This is a genomic window from Lysinibacillus sphaericus (genome assembly GCF_006864135.1).
In the GTDB taxonomy this organism is placed as follows: domain Bacteria; phylum Bacillota; class Bacilli; order Bacillales_A; family Planococcaceae; genus Lysinibacillus.
Map to the genome: position 1 here is coordinate 1 of NZ_SADV01000031.1, position 16065 is coordinate 16065.

The following is a 16065-nucleotide window of genomic DNA, read 5'->3' on the forward strand; positions in this document are numbered from 1 at the left end:
AGTTCTTGAGCCTGACCTCTTAATTTATCGAAATCGGCTCCAGTAGCACCGCTGACAGCTGATACTTTAGACATTTGCTTGTCAAAATCCATACCAACCTTAACTATTCCAGCACCCATTGCTACCAGTGGAGTCGTGACATACATGGACATGTTTCTTCCTATGTCTCTCATTTTGTCGCCGACAGCCTTCATTTTATCACCGGCTTGTTTAGCAGCTTCACCAAACTTGTTCCAACTAGACTGTGATTTGGCTAGCTCAGCTTCTGCTTTTCTTAATTCAGCTGAAATTGCTTTTAATTCAGTTTCGGTACGTGTCATTTCAGCGTTTGCACGATTATATTGCTCTGCTAATTTTTGTGTCTTATCAGCATGTTCACCTTGTTCTGCCTTTGCTTTTTGATATTCTTCAGCAAGCTTTTTAACTTTAGTTTGCTGTCCCTCTAACAGTCGGCTATAAGCATCTTGCTTTTGCTTTAGGCCATCAACAGTGGAACCCCATTCCTTGCCTTTATTTTGAAGCCCTCGTATCTCTTGGCCCATTGCTTTTAGGGTTGTGTTCATGCTTTTTACGGAACGATCAAACTGCGCATTATCCAAGGATAATTTGACCTTTAAATCACCTACTTCTGCCATTCAATTCACCATCTTTCTACCACTGGACTTGATCTGCATAAGCACGTGGTACTTGCTCTTCTTCGGATTTCTTTTTCCAACCTTTGTGGATACTGTGCCTATTCCATAGGGCTAATAGCTTTCGCGGAGTTGTCCTCCACACTTTCTCTTCATCCATCTTCAAATGGACAGTTCCGATGTATATAAAAAAATCCGCTGGCAACTCTTTATCGCCTTGCGGATCGTTTACTTTCCCTCTTCATCTGTGGATGGCATAGCATCGCCAAATGCTTGTGTTAGTGCATCGGTTACAGCTGTTATGTTTTTCATGTTGATTAATGCACCAACTTCTTTTTCGGTAATATCGATGTTCTCGCCATTCGCCAATCCAACATGTAATAATGATCGAATCTTTTTAAAATCTTGCTTTTCTAAACCATCAAAGGCCTTTGTAAAATCACCAAATTTATCTTGCAAGTTACATAAAGCGTTTAAGTCAAAACGCACTTCAAATTCCTTGTTTTCTAACGTGATTTTTACACCTTCATCTTTCATTACTTCTGCTTTACTAGCCATTAAAATCGCTCCCTTTAATTAAATTTGCATAATAAAAAGAGAGCGAGATTAATCGCCCTCTTAAACTTTTTTGTATTAAGGTGTAGGTGTTGTTGAACCGATGTAAACTTTTTTGAACCAATTTTCAATAACTGATGCATCAACACCAGTGTCATCTTCATCCACAAACATACGCTTGATGCCTTCACCTTTAGAGTTTTTAACGATGTCAGAGTTAACAAATACTCCTTTAACTGATGGTGTATTGTACTCGACGCTTTCACCTTTAGTTTTGTAGTTTTCTTCTGGTAGTTGGTAGTTGCCTTTGTAGTACCAGAAGTAACGGTACTTACCATTTGATTTTAAGCTTCGGAATGCTAAAGCAATGTTAGGTGCCACATCACCAGATGCGTCAATTACAACACCATCATCATTAATTTCTTTCCCTAAAATATCAGCGTAGACTGCATTTGCTAACGCATCAATTTTAAACTCCATCTCTGTTTCACCTTCTGCTGAAGTGGACTCTGCAGCACCATCATCAGCGTATAAAACAGTGTTAGAAGTTTTTGGTGTAACTTTAGCCTCAATTGCCTTAGCTAATTTTTGGATTGGGTTAGCAAATGCTGTTGTAACATCTGTAGCCCCTGGTTTGATTTTTGTGTAATGAATATCCGATAAACCGATTAATACTCCTGCCATAATTAAATAGCCTCCTTATTTGTCATAATAAAAACGATAGGCTTTGTGATATATTTTGGTTTCCTTCTCGTAATCTTCGAAAAAGGAATTCCTCACAAATCCTATCGCTTGTAATTGGTCTTTTACGCTCTCTGTTAGCGCTTCTATATCTCCCTTACCCCAAATATCAACTTGAACAGAATGGCGTGTCATTTGCTCTGTATTATCAGCCTGTAACGCTCCACGTTCGTTATATCTAAAGAAGGTAATATAAGTTGTTTCTGTGCCTGTATAAGTCATATACATAACTGGCACCTTTAAAGGTAGCAAGGCATCACGTATGATTTTATTAATACTCATAGCCTCATCCTCGTTTTTAATTCATTTTTCATAACTTCAATAATCCGATTCATCTCTCGCTCAAAAGTAGGGCGCATCCATGGACGAGCTCGCATCTTTGATGTGCCCCATTCATGGAAGTAGAGGTAGAAGGCATCTGTTGATTGGTTACTAACACCAATCGATATAGTTTCATCTTCGTTTTTATCAGCAATAATCATAGATTTTTCAGATCTACCCGTTCGGTATTTAAAACCGAATTGATACACACTCTTTTCCAACTGTTCTCGTAAATGCTCTGCCCCTTTTTGCAATGCTGGATCAACAATGTTTTCCGGATTTAATCGACGTTGTACTTCTTGTTGTAATTCCTGTAGGCCAAGCATTTCAATATCAAACCCACTCAATCACTCACCTTCTTGCCTGTTGAAGTAGCAACAATTGTATAAGTTACCTCTTCTTCATCGTCTTCTAATATCGCTTGAATATCATAGATAACCCCTTTGTGAATGATACGTTGCTTTTCGTGTAAACCATCAGTTGGACGAATAATAAACCTTTTAACTTTCGTATTTACTTCTGCAGCTCCTGAAATAGTTTCATAACCTTTTACAGTTTTAATCTTTGCCCATGGTTTTTTAACTGTTATCCATTCTGGGACAGGATAGCCATTTTCGTTTATTGCCTCAGGATCATACTCTTGAATCTTTATTTGATTACGCATATCACCTGTATTTGATCTTTTTGCTCCATGCATTGGCTTTGGAATACGCTTCATTCGTCTTTTCCCTCCATCGCTTTAGCTAAAGATAAATTTGTAATCTGCGTTGAAAAATTATCGGAGAAATACTCTAATACATCATTATAAACATAGCGTGAACGCTCGAATACAAGCTCTTTAAAGCGTTCGCTAGTGTTTATATCATAATCACCGCAAATGGCTTGTAAATCCTCTACAGACGCTTTTAAAATACGTGTTAAATTATCATCCTCATCATAGCCGAGTTTCATGCGATCTTTAAATTCAACTAAAATTTCATTATTGATCATTGGCAACTTCATCACCTACTTCGACAATGAAAACTTCATTTTCTTTATTGTTCGTCGTTAGTAGCTGTGCAATTCGTGCCTTTGTCGCGCGTTTGCCCTCCACAGGATAGTAGTCATTAACTTTATAAATATGACCGTCATGTTTCACTTCTCTAAAGCGCTTTATGACCTTATATTTCTCTGCCACTCTTTACTACCTCCTTTCATTTTAAAAACGCCTAGAACCTAAAATTAAGGCTCTGGCGTTTCTCCTGGAACAGGGAATTGCACATCTAGGTCATATACTAATGCTGCTTTGTTATCTTTCGGACGACCATTAGCAAAACGTTTAATTGTGTATAGTGTCGCATCTTCCATAGCTAATGTTTGATCAAACTTTTTAAGTTTATAGGCACCTGCAATAGCTGCAATGTATTCACCTTCTACAAAGAATAAAACTTTACCAACAGGGATTTCTTCTGAATCCACAACTGTTAAGTTGTATGGTAGATTCGTGACAAATTGACCAGCTGTATTTTGAATCGTATGGCGAGCTTGTACTGCTAATGAATCAATAGGATTCAGCACCATAACCACTTTATTTAATACTTTTCGATATTTACCTTTTGCATCAGTTGATAAGTTTTTAAGTACACCATATAACTCACCAACTACTACCTCACCGCGTTCTGACGGCGCAAATGTCAATGTCCCACTTGATTTTTTATCAGTAATAGCACCAGTTGTTGAATCAACATCTTTCATTAAACCGACTGGTTCATTTTTCACTGAACCACGACCATTCACTAAGCCATATTCTAAACCAGCTGCTAAGGCTTCAATTAATAACGTCACCATGTAACGGTCAACCCATACTGGACCAAGTTCTAACATATCATTAGGGATAGCTCCGAATGCTGTTAATTTAAGTTGAGTGATTTTTTCATCACGGAATGCAGCATTTACTTGGCCAGAAATTTCACCAAAGATTTCTTTCCATGCATACGCAAGAGTTGGATCAGAATAAATAAATTTAGTTGCTGCTCCTAAGTCCTGTAAGCCGATAGCAGCTAATAATGGGCGTACTTTTGTTAAGCCCTCAAATACTCGTTCTTGTACAGATTCAGGGAAAACTGATTCATCATTGAAGCCGCCATCTGATACAACTTTGTTATAAAACGCCGTTTCTTCAGATGTTAAAATGTGTTGACCACGTGCTACTAAAATTTGAGTGTCGTTTGCTTCATTTCGTGCCTCAGCTGTAATTTTTTCTGATAAGTCATCTTGTAATGCTGTAAACATTTCATCTACTGCGTTTTGTAGCTGCTCTGGTGTTGCGTTTTCGTTATTTAGTAAATCTGTATAAGCTTTCTTTTTAGCTTTAAAATTATCCATTTGTCCTTTAAATTTAATCGTCATTTACGATTACCTCCATTTTTAAGTATTAAAAAAAGAACCCTTTGCGTTTAGCCGCCACTTTTGGTGGCTTTGGCTCCGTTGGTTCTTCACTGTGTTTATCTAATTGAGTTTGTAACTGAATTACTTGATTTTCTAAATCACTAACTTTTTGCATCAACTTGTTATTGCCCTCCACAGTTGAAGAAGTGGCAGCAAGGGTGTTATTAAATTCTTGTGCTTTGTTAGAGAACATTTCTGATTCTACTTCTTCAGCGTTGCCATCGATAATTTCATCGATAAATCCATACTCTTTTGCGACTTTAGCTGACATGAACTTTTCTTCATCGAGTAATTGTTTAACTGTTTCTTCGTCTACACGATGTGTATATGACGCTAAAACAGATTCACCGATACTTTCTAAGTCGTCAGCTACTTTACGTAACTGTTTAGCGTTACCAGCTGCATAAGTCCACGCATGATGTACCATTAGTTGCGTGTTTGAATACATTTTCACTACATCAGCACCCATAGCCATAATAGAGCAAGCACTTGCTGCAATACCTGTAACGATAACTGTTACTGTACCTTTGTGAGCACGTAATGTATTCATAATGTCGATTCCTAAGAAAACATCGCCACCGTAAGAGTTAACTTCAAGCGTAATGTCCTCATCTTCCTTTACGTTACGCATTTTGTTATTAAAATCGTAAATAGTTGAGTTCCAACTGGTGATATCACCTTTAATCTTATGTTTCATCCTGTTCACCTCCTTCAACGGAATCTAATTCTTGATAGTTCTTTGTGAAATAATGCTTGTTCAATCGTTCATCTGTGGAAGGCTCATCTCCAAGCATTACACGAACTTCATTTGGTGTATAAACCATACTTGCAACAAGCTTATCGATTGCGTTTGCTAATTCTAATGGATCCATTTCAGCAACACCGAAAATTTTAATTCGTTCGCCATTCATGTAATCATTTTTATCAATTAATTTTGCATTAAGCTCGTCTTGTATTTTTTTAATCAAGGGTTTTATACAAAATTTGATATAAGCTTTTAAGGCTGTTTCATACTCTGCCATATCGCCATGTATAAGTGTTGCTGGAATACCTAAAATATTTGCCACATGGCTTGTTAAATCTTTCTTAAGCTTTTCTAGCTCCTCTACATGACGACCACTATTCTTTTCGCCTGATGTGATTTCTTCATAATTAAAACCTTTAATTTGTGGAACAATGGCAAAAGCCTTTTTTCGGAACGCATTAAACATTTTATCTATAAAACCTTGTAGCTGCCCGCGACTTTCATCATCTAGCTTTGTATTACCGTCCACACCAGCAATTGCTCGAATTTGATTAGCGTACATATTAGTTTCAATCATACGACTGAAGAGCTCTGTATAATCTTTAAACATGCCGTCTAAAAACCGTGTGAATTTTTCGTTGTTATATGAAATATAAATAACTTCATCCATAGGAAATGTTTTTTTAAATTGAAAACCTTTGACCACAACATTTTTGAAAACATCTGGATAAACAGCATATTCAACACGATCATAGCTATCTGCTATAAGAAAATCGTTTTTATCAGTTGGAATGACGAGTACCTCATTTTCATAAAGGAGCTTGTAAACAAAATCTTGCCAAAAATCAGCTGCGCTTTGGTTTGTGTTAGGTCTCACATTGAGTGAATAATCCCAATTGCTTTTAACCCTTTTCCCGTCTTTCATAAAACGAAATTCTGATAATGAAATGGTTCGGCCAATAAAATTTATACATGTTTCAATCGCTGTTTTTTTAAGATAAGCCCGCTGTTCAATGTCGATTCCGAAAATATCTAAATCCCACATTTCAGCAGCTTCTTGCCCTATTTGCTTATTACGCTTAAATGCATCTAAAATTACCCCAATATATCACCCCCTCTCGTCAAAATGCGATGCTGTCTAAAAAGTCGAGTACCCCATCTACATCGGTATCATCTAAATCACGTGATCCCCAAACGCCGTAGAGGAACATCATAAAACCGTCTGTTTTTCGTTTCACTTCCTCTTTCTTGCGGTATACTTTATTCCCATTAGGTAATCGCTTAACAAGCACATTATTCGTATACCATCGCATTAAAGGATTATTTCCAAATATAACTTGCTCATTTTCAAAAGCGATTTCTATTCGCGGTGCTAATAATCCGCTTGCTGCATCCGGATTTCGTATAACTTCAACTTCAAACCCTTCCGCTTCAAATAACGGTCTCAATATGTCCATCTTGAAACTATCACCAACAATTTTCTTAATGTTCCAGCCTTCATCTCGTTTATCAACAAACCATTTAACAACAAGGTGCGGATCCATCGTTTCAATGTCCAGGACACTCAAAAGACCATCGTTTTCCCACTCCCTAATTGGAGCAAATTTACGATGGTCTTTCTTATTGTTGTTTTCAGCTTTTGGTTTGCTGTATGCGTAGTGCTTATCAGCAAATGGCTTACAGATGTACGAGTGTGTTAATTCCCTTGGAACGAAAAAGTTATCATTCTTCAAAAATAACAATCCCATTGAAACAAAGTCTCGAACAGCAGCGTAGTCCAAGCAACCGATACATTCACGCTTCTTTAATTCATCCAAATTGTATAATTGATCAGTTGCCTTAATTTTCTCCCATGACGTTACACTTTTTTCTAAGTCAACCTTTGGAAGGTTCATACGTTTAGTAATGAACTCCTCATATCCATCTGGATCATGTTCTAATTTGTTGTACTGTTTCATGACCGTTTTAAAAAGTACTTTCGCATAACTTGTTAGCGGTGGATGAAATTGCGAATTTGCCTTTTGCCACATTTCAGGATTGTGCATCTCCGCTTCATCATCCAAATTACACATAAAAGCAAATAGACCATCATCGCGTATGCTGACGTGGCCATCTAAAATGTTATCTGCTCGTTCAATTAATTTATCTGAAAATCCTTCACGTACATACCCATCCGAACCAACATAAAATATTCGCGGGTTTGGTACTTTACCGAGACCAGAAGTAAATACATTTACAGTGGATGAATTCTCGTATTGGTGTATTTCTTCAAATATGACACAACCATCACGCAAACCATCCTTCGTGTTCGCATTTGAAGTGTGATACTGAAATACCGATTTCGTACTACGCGATTCAATCAAAGCTTTTTTATGATTGAAGTGTTCTTTCAACGTGTCGTCTTTATCTATCGTGTTAAATACTTCTGTAAACGACATTTTCGCTTGTTTCTCACTGTTTGCAACGACTGATACATTGTAATTATCTATGCCATGCAAATCGCTAATAAAATAGTTTGCAAGCGTTGAAATACGCCCTGTTTTACCGCCACCGCGCCCTTCATAGTCTAAATGTTCATCAAACACCAAAGAACCGTCGTTGTAGTATAAAAAAATAAAACACGTCTTAAATTTTTGAGTCAATGTGAGTGGGAAGTAATACTTTTCGGTGAATGTAATGTAATTTTCGATTTGTTCATTGTCGAAATACATATCATTCGCTGTGAGTATTTCTCGCTCTATCAACTCAATTAATTTAATACGTCTTTTATTTAAAATTATTTTGCCGTCACGCCACAGCTTAATATATTCATCAATGTACTTATGACTAATCAAATTAAACTCGTCCTGCCTTTGTCATCCACAGTTGAGGAGGGTGCGGATGGAGCTGGTGTATCGTTTTTTATCCCAAGTGCATCCTCAAGCTTTTCTATTTCTTTTGAAATCGCTAGCTTTGTTGCAACTGCTGGATGCTGCTTTAAAAAACGTTGAGAACCATTTTCTATTTCGATTGTCGTTCCATCTTTATCAATATCTTTATCGCAACTTATATCGATTTTTAAAAATCGTATGTAGCGATGTACTTTAGATAATTTAATCGGATCGTCGGCGTGACGTGCTATTAAATCTTTTTCGATTTCTTTAATTCTTACGGCCATGACTCCCCCTCCCTCCTAAGAGTGTTTTTTAACGTTTTATTTTTAGAGAATCGACCCCACGCCGGTCCCAGGGCAAAAATTATTCCCAAAAAGTTTTAGACGGGGGGTATATACTTTTATTTCTTTACCACTTCTCATCATGAATCCATTTGTTTTTCTTTCCATCGAAACGATTGTGTCTTTTGTTGTGGCAGGCTTTGCATAATGTACGGATATTATCTAATTCAAGTGCTAACTCTGGATGATATTCAATCTCCTGGATATGATCGATTTCAAGAACAGCATCATGCTTTGTTGTAACCTTACCTTCTTTAGCACACCAAACACACTCATGGTTGTCTCGTTCGAGTGCTTCAAGTCGTAGCTTCTGCCAGTTGGATGATTTATAGAAGGCGATTTGTTCTTGCTTTGTTTTGTATTGCTGCATGGTTGTTAGTCGCTGCCTTCTAATCGTGTTGGTAGTTCATCAATTTTAATATCTTGGCCATCATACAAGATTGAACACGCATTGCACACACGATGTTTAAATGTTTCACCCGCAAAGTAATCATCGTAATCGCTCTCACCACATCTTGGACATTCCCATCTGTTATCAATAGCATCCAACTCATCAGCCAATGCTTCAGCATGCTTTGCAATTGCTCGTAGCTTTAATTTAGATTTGCTATCAAATCCTAATTCAATTGTGATTCCTCCAACCTTTGCCATTGTTTATCACTCCTTATTATTGTTTGTACAACTCCAACACCTGTGCTTTAAGCTCATCCATTCTAATCTTCAGCTCTTGTTTCATGCCATTCAATACTACGTACTGCTTATCGATTTCAGCTTTGTATTCTTCTTCTGTAAGTCCTGAGTAATCACGTTTGATGATTGATTGATGATACTGTCTGATTTCCTTTTGCATCTTTCGTGCTTGTTTATCGGTAACGAAAGCAATGTATTTCTTTTGGCAATGCGGACATTTGAAATATGTTTCAACTACATAGCCTTTGAACTTATGTGCTGGATGCTCGTATTCTTGTAAGTTGATTGTTATTTTGTTTTGGCAATCATCACAGACAATTTCACTTTTCATTGTTCAAACCTCCCACACTTTATTAACCGATACAGTACGAATAACATGAGATTCTTTATCACAATACTTCACCGTGAAATTATGCTGACCGTTTGAATTTTCATCTAATGTCTCATATTTATAATCAAGACTAACGATTCCCTCAATGTCTTTACCATTCAATTTAATCTTTGGTGGTTTGTTGGCTGAACTCATCTCGATAGAAATTTCATTTGCCATCAAGTTCATAAACAACGCCTTCAATTCGTTATCTCTGCGTTCAAGCTTTGAAATGGTTTCACAATTAATTTGATACTCTTCTTGTAACAATTTAATTTCCAACTCATAACTACAGAAAGGATGAAATGCACCTTCTTCAAGTTTTGCTCGGCACTCCTCAATTCGATCTTTTATTACTTCGTTTCGTGCTGTCAATTTCTCGACTGTGAAGTCTTCTGGTTTGATATAGAACATATAATTAGCCCTCCACAATTAATTATGATTTGCTCATTAGCTTTTATAGTCTGTTTAGCTTTCGACTTTATATCTTCAAGACTGCATCAAACTCGGCCCTATCGGTTACTAGTACTTGCCAGCGCTCCTCGGTATCTAATGTTCCTGAGATACTTGGTCACCCGTAAACTAGTCCTTCATTATTTAATTGGCTGTTTGATACAATCTTCAAGGCATAATAAAAAGCCACACCTTGTTAGATGTGACTTTTTGAATATTAATCTTGTTTACCTTCACTAACATACTTTTTAAGTGAATTAATTACACCTTCCATACCTTCAATAATACCTTCGAGGTATAAGTTGCCATCATTGCCTTCACCGTTTGCTAATCTTTCCTCAAGTTGTTTAGAAAAATTATCTCTTTGCTTACTTGTAATAGTAATTATATCCTCGATATGTTCGTATTTAAGATCTAATAATTCCTTAACCTTTAACTTTAAATCATCCATTCATCTCACCTCCATTACACTAATAATAGAGTAAATGGAAGTCTGTGCCAATAATACAAATCTGATACATAGAAAAGAGACTACCAATTTAGTAGCCTCTCATGCTTGTTTGCGAAATACACGTACAAGCGAACGTGCTTATTATTGTAAGGTTATTTGTTAGCGCATTTCCGTACGCTTTTTATAAAACTTGATAATATCAATTTACTACACTTTTTTGCGAACTTCCCTGGTGTTAACAAGTTCACTTTTTTTCAAGGCGTTTTATTTCTAAATTAAAACGGTTTGTATTGAATTCAACCTTCTTTTAGCTATATCCACGTATTCTTTCTCTTTTTCGATGCCAACAAAATTCCGATTTGTCATAGCAGCCGCAACTGCAGTAGTGCCACTCCCAATACAGTTATCTAAAATTATATTACCTTCGTTGGAATATGTTTTTATAAGATACTCGAACAATTCAATTGGTTTTTGAGTAGGATGAAAGTGTTCATAATCTCTTGGGAAGTACAAGACATCCACTGGGTACCGATCAGTTTGTCCACCGCCATCAATACCTATCTCTGTTTTCCCATAATTACTTCCATCGTTAGAATGCTTTTTGTAACGATTTACTGGTTTATGTCCATACGTTTTTTGTGGATTATAAGTAGGCAGATTTTTATAAAAAACCAAAATGTTTTCATGTACCTTTAAAGGCATCTTTTTAGCGTTTAGGAATCCGGTACCGTTACTTTTCATCCAAACCCACTCATACCGCAACATCTCTAAGTTACTTGCTCCTAAAACCTTATCGAATGGTGTTTGTGCTGTTAAAACAATTGCTCCGTTATCTTTTATGAGCCTCTTATATTCATTCCAAAGGTCATTCAGCGGTATAACTGAATCCCACTTATTTTGAGTGGTACCGTACGGTAAATCGCACAGTATCATATCGAAACTCTTATCAGGAAATGTAGGCATAATCTGCAGACAATCACCATGAAATATTTGATTAATCAACTTATCACATCCTACTGAATTTTTTTTTTTATACCCAACCAATTCTTTCTGCTGTTTTATCGATAAGGATGTTCCTTTTGCGAAGAACCTTATGGCGGGAAATATACAATTTATCCGAGATGTCCTCCCATTCGTAACAGCCATCCTTGTCCCAGTAGCGCATATCTACGATTGTCCGCATATCATCATCTAACTCACTGTATAGGTCCTCCACAGTCTTGATGATGCGTTTTAAATTTTGATAATAGGCATCGTTAGCAAGTACCATAGCTTTCTTGGCTGTAGTATCAGAAATCGTATTACTACGACCACCAACCATTTCACCGCCTTGATTATGTGGATGCAACAACTCCCACTCACGGTATTGCAATTTCTTCTTATATTGTTCGTATTCAATCCAATATTTCTCGATGTTCTGTATTTCACTACGCGATAACGTAGGCATGTGCAGCACCTACCTTGTTTGTTTATTTACTCATATTGTTCAATGTTCCAATTTTTCACTTAACCAATTAACCAGTTTGTCTATTTTGAAAGTTTTAACAAACGCCTCAAACAAATCCTTTCGTGCTTGTTCATACCTTCTTAGTTTTTCAAGGTATTGCTCATTTTCCTCTTGTTTCATAACTACCTCCTTATTACGACATATACTCATATTGTTCAGTACGATTTAAGAAACTTAATAAAGGTATTTGGAGAGTTACTTCCATTTTCAATACAGTCAATATATAGGTCTGCCACTGTATCATTTTCGTAGTACCCTTTGCTATCCAGCCAATCTCTAACAATCTTTTCGTTTTCTCTAGCAACTTGAAACGACACTCCTGCTACTTTAATCGCTTCTTGAATTTCTTTTGGCACTCTCATAAGTAATTCTCCTTCCTGCATAATATCTTTCGATTAATACATACTGCCGGTACTCATTGCACTTGAATTTGGTTTTAAGGATGTTTGAAACCTTGCTTCTGCTCTACCTTTAGCATTTAAAATAGATTCATATCCTAAAATGATTTTTGTACCAACAACATAATCAATTTGTTTCTCATGAATATCATCATGTGTTGCTTTATTTAATATGTCTTGCAATTGTTGAGCGCTCATACCTTCCGTTTCAATGACTTGGTAATGTCTGTATGATTCTTTCATAACGACTGCCTCCTGAATAATTTTGTTCGATTAAAGATTAGACATATCATCTTTTAACCACTCTTCATTTTTCCCATCATCGTAACCATAGTCTGTTACAGTGCCTTGTGTACCTTCTGAACACCACTTATCACATGTGCCATCTACTTTAACTGTATTGTTAAATTCACCTGTTACAAAGCAACCAAAAGCATAATGACCGCAAGTCCAGCAAACTTTTTCACACATAAATTGCACCCCCTGCACAAAATCTTTCTACTGCACCGTATCTACTCGCTTTTTACTATCCTCAACATTGAATGATTCTGGATAACGTTTTTTCAATTTATCGATGTTCATTTCGCAAATTTCTTCAAGTGTTGTTTCGTATTTTTCAGCCAATACAATCAAATTTTTAATTAACATTTTCAATGCTATTTTGACTTTAGATGAATTTAATTCATGACGATGAAACACAAATTTCTTAACTTGTTCTGAAATCTCGCCTGATAGGATAATGATTTTATCGATTAATTTTTCTTTTGAGCCTTCCACAAAATAATTATCTAATGGCTCGTATTTCTCACCCAATAAGGTTAAAATCCCAAAAGCATAATGCGAAACGTCACCTAATTCCTTTAATGTTGCATCTCGCTCGTTAGCAGCACTCAATACTTCCGCACATTCACCAATCAAGCCCATAGCGTAATTTGTTAAGCCGTTTTCATATTCAATATTGTTTTTCGGCTCACCTTTAAATGGCATAGTTCGCTTTGATAACTCTTGAAATTTATTTAGTTCCATTTTGTAGTTCCTCCAGTAGTTCCGGATTTTCATAAATATTGCCGATGACTTCAAATTCATGTTCCCCTTCAACGTAATAAACTATAGGACCATCAGCTGTTGGTGTTTCGTCCCAGAAGTCTCTTGAAGGTTTTAAATCTTCTAAGTAAAAACAAGCGTAAGCATCGTTGAATGTGATTTTAGATTTTCTAGTATAAGAACATTCGTTTTTAGCTTCTAACTCTAAAGAAACAATATCCCCCTCATAAATCTCCTTGTCGTTCTTGTCCTTTAAGCCTGTGTATTGCATTTTAATAACCTTATCTTCTTTCATAATTACTCCTAGTTGTGCCGTTTGCCAACATCCATTTTTACCTATAAAAGCTTTGTTGTACCAACCGTTTTCATCCATAAAAACCGTTCTGTTACCTTCTTTACTCCATGCTCTAAACTTAATCTCTCGCATTCTGCATTTCCTCCATTTTCTGTTTTAAAACTGTTAAATAAACAAGTTCATCCATTAACTCTTGTCTAGCATGCTCAATCCATTCGATTGCTGTGTAATCCATTGGATTGACCGTTGAACCATACTTCGCTAAACCTTTTGCAGTCTGTAATTCTAGTAAATTTTGCATCTCTCGTAATATTGGATTTGCTAAGATTTGTTCTTCAATTGTCATTTCGCTTTATAACTCCTTCTTATTACACGCTCAGTTACAATGTTATTTGCTATTTTCCAGTTCTTAATTGTTCCTGGAGATACGCCACACATTTCAGCAATTTCCTTATCTGTTTTATCAGCGCTTTTAAATTTCAGATATTGTTGCTTTGTTAATTGAACTTTTGAATTTTTAACGGGTACAAAATCATCTAAATCAATGAATTTATTAGACTTTCGTTTATTTACTAATCTGAGTAGTTTTTGACCATAAAAAGCAATTTCTATGCAGTTTGAACATGATTCGGACTCCATAGCTGATAAACAATCACATTTAGGTAAAAGAGCATCGATTTTCTTGATTATCTCCCTACGCTTCTCAAGCATTTTTTCGTTCATTTATCTCCCACACTTTCTCGGTATGCCAGCCTTCCTCCATATACTGCTGCACCCATTCATATTTGTAAGGCATAATAACACTTGCTTCACATCCATCAACGATCATTGCCATTTCTATATAGCGTGTAATCGGATTAGGTATAGCCATCCACAATCTATCCTGTGGTTTCTTACTTTTCACCGACTGAACAATAGGAATCCCATTGCGCATGTTCATATTGTTTAAAACACCCCATTTTTCAATAAGTCCTTTGCTTGATAATAAAAGTGGTAATAAATAAAATTGCCGCTATATTTTTTATCCAAATATACAATTTCGAAATTGTAACGGTATTTGAAACTATTAAGCATTCCTAGTAAAGATAATGGCTTGTACTGACTTCGATATTCACCGCGAATCATTTTTCCGTAACCATCTGCATCTTCACAAATTAATGTAAATGGAATATCCTTCGCGCGAATCAATTCGTTTTCAAAAGCTGTTTTCGTATCTTTTTGTAAGTTGCCAGTAATCTCATCCATATGGGCTTTACGTTCAATGCGGCCTGATAACCAAATGTCACGTTTGATACCTAATTCTTCATTTGCTGGAATCATACATGCGTAATCGCCTGTCTTAATCGCACGCGTTACAAACGGCATTTCATATTTACGGAAATGTCGTAAGATATGGTCGTTCACTTGCTCGCGCGTATCGACGACAATTGTAAGTGTTTTTAAAATTTTGTTGATTTCTGCATCAGTGTATTTGTAGTGAATCAATTGCTACCCCTCCACAATTTCGAAAGCAGTCGCCTTTACGATTACCGACCCTTTAAAAAATCGCTGTGAACGTTTTGCTTTTGTTAATGTATCGTGCGCTTTTACACTAGCCTTCGTACTACTGCCACCACCCATAGGAAAGTTGATTACATTTCCATTTTCATCTACATTGGCGACTATATATAAATCGCTATTTGCTGATTTTGTATCTAGCATTTATTTCGCTCCCTTCGCAAATGCCACCGCACATGCATGGATTTCTTTTTTTAACTTTGCCGATTCATCATTTTCATACTGGCGCCAATCAACATAGATTTCCTTCCAGCCATTGACCGCCAACTTTGCCTGGTAATCACAAAACAGATTTAATGCAACTTCATCATTATTTAAGAAATTGCTAATCGATTCATTTTTCTGCCAACCACATAATGCAACGATCATTTTCCATAAAGTCTTATCTGCGCCTTTCATGCCTTCCACAGATTTTAGGTATGTGTCGATTTCACCGAAAATCGGTTCTGCAGCCTTTAAAACTTCACCTGGTATCTTTTCGTGATTTTTCAATTCCAGTTGTCCATCCGGTAAACGTTCGATAACGCCACCAAATTTCCAAATCTGAGATAAAATATATAAAACCATTTATTTACACAACCCTTCAAAAAAGAGTTACTAAAAAACCGTCATCTGTTAGCGAAAATTACTTAATTTCGCCCCTTTTTCGTGGTGTTTTTCAAAAA

At 36.4% G+C, this 16065-nt stretch carries 31 protein-coding genes and 1 pseudogene; all 32 read right to left on the reverse strand.

Annotated features, from left to right (window positions below; genetic code table 11):
- Nucleotides 1–635, reverse strand: a pseudogene (locus tag C7Y47_RS21975) (phage tail tape measure protein); the annotation flags it as partial.
- Between the two features lie 225 nt (nt 636–860).
- Nucleotides 861–1190 carry a hypothetical protein gene (locus C7Y47_RS21980; RefSeq protein WP_142510691.1) on the reverse strand — a complete coding sequence of 110 codons (330 nt, stop codon included), beginning with the start codon at nt 1188–1190 and terminating at the stop codon, nt 861–863.
- 75 nt (nt 1191–1265) lie between these two features.
- Nucleotides 1266–1871, reverse strand: a complete 606-nt coding sequence (locus C7Y47_RS21985; RefSeq protein WP_142510692.1) for a major tail protein — start codon at nt 1869–1871, stop codon at nt 1266–1268.
- A gap of 15 nt (nt 1872–1886) precedes the next feature.
- Nucleotides 1887–2210 (reverse strand): hypothetical protein, encoded by a 324-nt coding sequence (locus C7Y47_RS21990; RefSeq protein ID WP_142510693.1) that lies wholly within the window; start codon nt 2208–2210, stop codon nt 1887–1889.
- Nucleotides 2207–2596, reverse strand: a complete 390-nt coding sequence (locus tag C7Y47_RS21995) for an HK97-gp10 family putative phage morphogenesis protein (RefSeq protein ID WP_142510694.1) — start codon at nt 2594–2596, stop codon at nt 2207–2209. Before C7Y47_RS21995 ends, C7Y47_RS21990 begins: the two co-directional genes overlap by 4 nt.
- The gene (locus C7Y47_RS22000; protein ID WP_142510695.1) at nt 2593–2967 is read right to left on the reverse strand and encodes a phage head closure protein; all 375 of its coding nucleotides are present in this window, start codon (nt 2965–2967) and stop codon (nt 2593–2595) included. Before C7Y47_RS22000 ends, C7Y47_RS21995 begins: the two co-directional genes overlap by 4 nt.
- Nucleotides 2964–3239 (reverse strand): hypothetical protein, encoded by a 276-nt coding sequence (locus C7Y47_RS22005; RefSeq protein ID WP_142510696.1) that lies wholly within the window; start codon nt 3237–3239, stop codon nt 2964–2966. Before C7Y47_RS22005 ends, C7Y47_RS22000 begins: the two co-directional genes overlap by 4 nt.
- Entirely contained in the window at nt 3229–3426 is a 198-nt protein-coding gene (locus tag C7Y47_RS22010) for a termination factor Rho (RefSeq protein WP_142510697.1), read from the reverse strand. Before C7Y47_RS22010 ends, C7Y47_RS22005 begins: the two co-directional genes overlap by 11 nt.
- A 44-nt stretch (nt 3427–3470) precedes the next feature.
- Nucleotides 3471–4637 (reverse strand): phage major capsid protein, encoded by a 1167-nt coding sequence (locus C7Y47_RS22015; protein WP_142510698.1) that lies wholly within the window; start codon nt 4635–4637, stop codon nt 3471–3473.
- A gap of 25 nt (nt 4638–4662) precedes the next feature.
- A complete protein-coding gene (locus C7Y47_RS22020; RefSeq protein WP_142510699.1) occupies nt 4663–5373 on the reverse strand; it encodes a head maturation protease, ClpP-related in 711 nt (236 codons plus the stop codon).
- A complete protein-coding gene (locus C7Y47_RS22025; protein ID WP_142510700.1) occupies nt 5363–6466 on the reverse strand; it encodes a phage portal protein in 1104 nt (367 codons plus the stop codon). The genes C7Y47_RS22020 and C7Y47_RS22025 overlap by 11 nt, the downstream gene beginning before the upstream one ends.
- Before the next feature lie 76 nt (nt 6467–6542).
- The gene (locus C7Y47_RS22030; RefSeq protein WP_142510701.1) at nt 6543–8255 is read right to left on the reverse strand and encodes a terminase TerL endonuclease subunit; all 1713 of its coding nucleotides are present in this window, start codon (nt 8253–8255) and stop codon (nt 6543–6545) included.
- Nucleotides 8252–8578, reverse strand: coding sequence for a P27 family phage terminase small subunit (locus C7Y47_RS22035; protein ID WP_142510702.1), 327 nt, complete (start codon nt 8576–8578; stop codon nt 8252–8254). The genes C7Y47_RS22030 and C7Y47_RS22035 overlap by 4 nt, the downstream gene beginning before the upstream one ends.
- Nucleotides 8579–8702: 124 nt before the next feature.
- On the reverse strand, nt 8703–9005 hold the full coding sequence (locus tag C7Y47_RS22040) for an HNH endonuclease (RefSeq protein ID WP_142510703.1): 303 nt from the start codon (nt 9003–9005) through the stop codon (nt 8703–8705).
- 5 nt (nt 9006–9010) lie between these two features.
- Entirely contained in the window at nt 9011–9286 is a 276-nt protein-coding gene (locus tag C7Y47_RS22045; protein ID WP_142510704.1) for a hypothetical protein, read from the reverse strand.
- Between the two features lie 16 nt (nt 9287–9302).
- The gene (locus C7Y47_RS22050; protein ID WP_142510705.1) at nt 9303–9656 is read right to left on the reverse strand and encodes a hypothetical protein; all 354 of its coding nucleotides are present in this window, start codon (nt 9654–9656) and stop codon (nt 9303–9305) included.
- A gap of 3 nt (nt 9657–9659) precedes the next feature.
- Nucleotides 9660–10109: a hypothetical protein gene (locus C7Y47_RS22055; protein WP_142510706.1), complete on the reverse strand. Its 450-nt coding sequence runs from the start codon at nt 10107–10109 to the stop codon at nt 9660–9662.
- Between the two features lie 256 nt (nt 10110–10365).
- On the reverse strand, nt 10366–10599 hold the full coding sequence (locus C7Y47_RS22060; RefSeq protein ID WP_142510707.1) for a hypothetical protein: 234 nt from the start codon (nt 10597–10599) through the stop codon (nt 10366–10368).
- Nucleotides 10600–10869: 270 nt separating this feature from the next.
- Nucleotides 10870–11601 carry a DNA-methyltransferase gene (locus C7Y47_RS22065; RefSeq protein ID WP_255505299.1) on the reverse strand — a complete coding sequence of 244 codons (732 nt, stop codon included), beginning with the start codon at nt 11599–11601 and terminating at the stop codon, nt 10870–10872.
- A 28-nt stretch (nt 11602–11629) separates the two neighbouring features.
- Entirely contained in the window at nt 11630–12046 is a 417-nt protein-coding gene (locus tag C7Y47_RS22070; RefSeq protein WP_142510708.1) for a transcriptional regulator, read from the reverse strand.
- Between the two features lie 39 nt (nt 12047–12085).
- The gene (locus C7Y47_RS25110) at nt 12086–12226 is read right to left on the reverse strand and encodes a hypothetical protein (protein WP_185903565.1); all 141 of its coding nucleotides are present in this window, start codon (nt 12224–12226) and stop codon (nt 12086–12088) included.
- A 35-nt stretch (nt 12227–12261) separates the two neighbouring features.
- Nucleotides 12262–12468 carry a hypothetical protein gene (locus tag C7Y47_RS22075; RefSeq protein WP_142510709.1) on the reverse strand — a complete coding sequence of 69 codons (207 nt, stop codon included), beginning with the start codon at nt 12466–12468 and terminating at the stop codon, nt 12262–12264.
- Between the two features lie 33 nt (nt 12469–12501).
- Nucleotides 12502–12747 (reverse strand): hypothetical protein, encoded by a 246-nt coding sequence (locus C7Y47_RS22080; protein WP_142510710.1) that lies wholly within the window; start codon nt 12745–12747, stop codon nt 12502–12504.
- A 30-nt stretch (nt 12748–12777) separates the two neighbouring features.
- On the reverse strand, nt 12778–12975 hold the full coding sequence (locus C7Y47_RS22085; protein WP_142510711.1) for a hypothetical protein: 198 nt from the start codon (nt 12973–12975) through the stop codon (nt 12778–12780).
- Nucleotides 12976–13002: 27 nt separating this feature from the next.
- Nucleotides 13003–13530, reverse strand: a complete 528-nt coding sequence (locus C7Y47_RS22090; protein WP_142510712.1) for a hypothetical protein — start codon at nt 13528–13530, stop codon at nt 13003–13005.
- Nucleotides 13517–13975 carry a YopX family protein gene (locus C7Y47_RS22095; RefSeq protein ID WP_142510713.1) on the reverse strand — a complete coding sequence of 153 codons (459 nt, stop codon included), beginning with the start codon at nt 13973–13975 and terminating at the stop codon, nt 13517–13519. Before C7Y47_RS22095 ends, C7Y47_RS22090 begins: the two co-directional genes overlap by 14 nt.
- Nucleotides 13962–14189, reverse strand: coding sequence for a hypothetical protein (locus tag C7Y47_RS22100; RefSeq protein ID WP_142510714.1), 228 nt, complete (start codon nt 14187–14189; stop codon nt 13962–13964). Before C7Y47_RS22100 ends, C7Y47_RS22095 begins: the two co-directional genes overlap by 14 nt.
- Nucleotides 14186–14566, reverse strand: coding sequence for a hypothetical protein (locus C7Y47_RS22105; protein ID WP_142510715.1), 381 nt, complete (start codon nt 14564–14566; stop codon nt 14186–14188). Before C7Y47_RS22105 ends, C7Y47_RS22100 begins: the two co-directional genes overlap by 4 nt.
- A complete protein-coding gene (locus tag C7Y47_RS22110; protein WP_142510716.1) occupies nt 14547–14783 on the reverse strand; it encodes a hypothetical protein in 237 nt (78 codons plus the stop codon). The genes C7Y47_RS22105 and C7Y47_RS22110 overlap by 20 nt, the downstream gene beginning before the upstream one ends.
- 5 nt (nt 14784–14788) lie before the next feature.
- The gene (locus tag C7Y47_RS22115) at nt 14789–15328 is read right to left on the reverse strand and encodes an ERCC4 domain-containing protein (protein ID WP_142510717.1); all 540 of its coding nucleotides are present in this window, start codon (nt 15326–15328) and stop codon (nt 14789–14791) included.
- Between the two features lie 3 nt (nt 15329–15331).
- Nucleotides 15332–15544, reverse strand: a complete 213-nt coding sequence (locus C7Y47_RS22120) for a hypothetical protein (protein WP_142510718.1) — start codon at nt 15542–15544, stop codon at nt 15332–15334.
- Nucleotides 15545–15967, reverse strand: a complete 423-nt coding sequence (locus C7Y47_RS22125) for a hypothetical protein (protein ID WP_142510719.1) — start codon at nt 15965–15967, stop codon at nt 15545–15547.
- Nucleotides 15968–16065 lie beyond the last annotated feature (98 nt).